This is a genomic window from Streptomyces sp. NPDC002788 (assembly GCF_053592115.1).
Genome location: NZ_JBSFVB010000048.1, coordinates 1 through 1,106, shown reverse-complemented (window position 1 = coordinate 1,106; position 1,106 = coordinate 1). Strand labels below are relative to the sequence as shown.

The 1,106-nt window shown below is 69.1% G+C and carries 1 protein-coding gene; it reads left to right on the top strand.

Annotation, left to right across the window (positions count from 1 at the left end):
• Positions 1 to 352: 352 nt before the first annotated feature.
• Positions 353 to 1,099 (top strand): IPT/TIG domain-containing protein, encoded by a 747-nt coding sequence (locus ACWD1U_RS37220; protein ID WP_451113786.1) that lies wholly within the window; start codon positions 353 to 355, stop codon positions 1,097 to 1,099.
• The last annotated feature ends 7 nt before the right edge of the window (positions 1,100 to 1,106 follow it).

Here is a 1,106-nt window from a genome sequence, read left to right as displayed (position 1 = left end):
GACGGGCTCTTGTCACTCGGATGGGGGTGTGGGTCACTGAGAGTGTGAACCGGCGGGCTGCCCATCCCCGTGCCGGGGGAACGTGGATACAGGCAGCGCTTTGCCGGTTTTCTTCTTGCTCACGGGAGATGGCAGGTGCCGTGTACCTCGGGCTGTGAGCCCCGGGCTGTCTTTCCGTTCTTCCCTGACCGCCTTCAGAACTGCCGGGCGGTGCTCACTTCCCCTGACGGCCGGACAAGAGGCTGGCGCCGCTTGCCTGCCGACAGCGGTCTGTCCCTGTGAGTTGTCGCGGGTGGCCGTTCGGCCCCGCTGGTTCCTCGCCATGTCCCCATCAGCAGCGAGGAGTTCCGTCATGCCTATCTCTCCGAATCAGGGTTCCACCGGTGGTGGAACGCTGGTGACCGTCACGGGCACCAATCTGTCCGGCACCAGCGCCGTGCGGTTCGGCAACAAGCCGGCCACGAACATCACCCAGGTCTCGCCCACCCAGGTCACCGCGGTCTCGCCGTCGGGGACCGGCACGGTCGGGGTCACGATCACCACCCCGGGCGGGACCAGCAACCCGGTACCGTTCTTCTACGTCGGTGCCCCGTTCAAGTCCTCCCTCGGCACCAGCTCCGGGCCGCTGGCCGGCGGCAACTCCATCACCATCAACGGAACCGGCCTGTCCACCGCGACGAGCGTGGACTTCGGCGGCGTCACCGCCACCCCGACGGTCAACTCCGACAGCTCGCTCAGTGTCACCGTTCCCGCCGGAGCCGCTGCCGGACCGGTCGGGGTGAGCGTGACCACCGCGGGCGGCACCAACAACGGCCTGTCCTACACCTACATCGACGACCCCACGATCGGCACGGTCAGCCCCACCTCGGGCCCGACCTCGGGAGGGACGGCGGTGACCATCACCGGCACCGACCTCGACAGCACCGACTCGGTCACCTTCGGCGGCACCGCCGCGCCGTTCTCGGTGATCAACGCGACCACGCTGTCGGCGGTCACCCCGCCCGGCACCGCCGGGGCGGCCGACGTGGTCGTGACCAACCCCGCCGGATCCGACACGGCAGTAGGTGCCTTCACCTACGTCGCCGGCCCCGGCATCTGACCCACCC

Excerpts from the sequence above, each read along its gene's own strand:
- ACWD1U_RS37220 (WP_451113786.1), top strand. The coding sequence starts at position 353 with ATGCCTATCTCTCCGAATCAGGGTTCCACCGGTGGTGGAACGCTGGTG.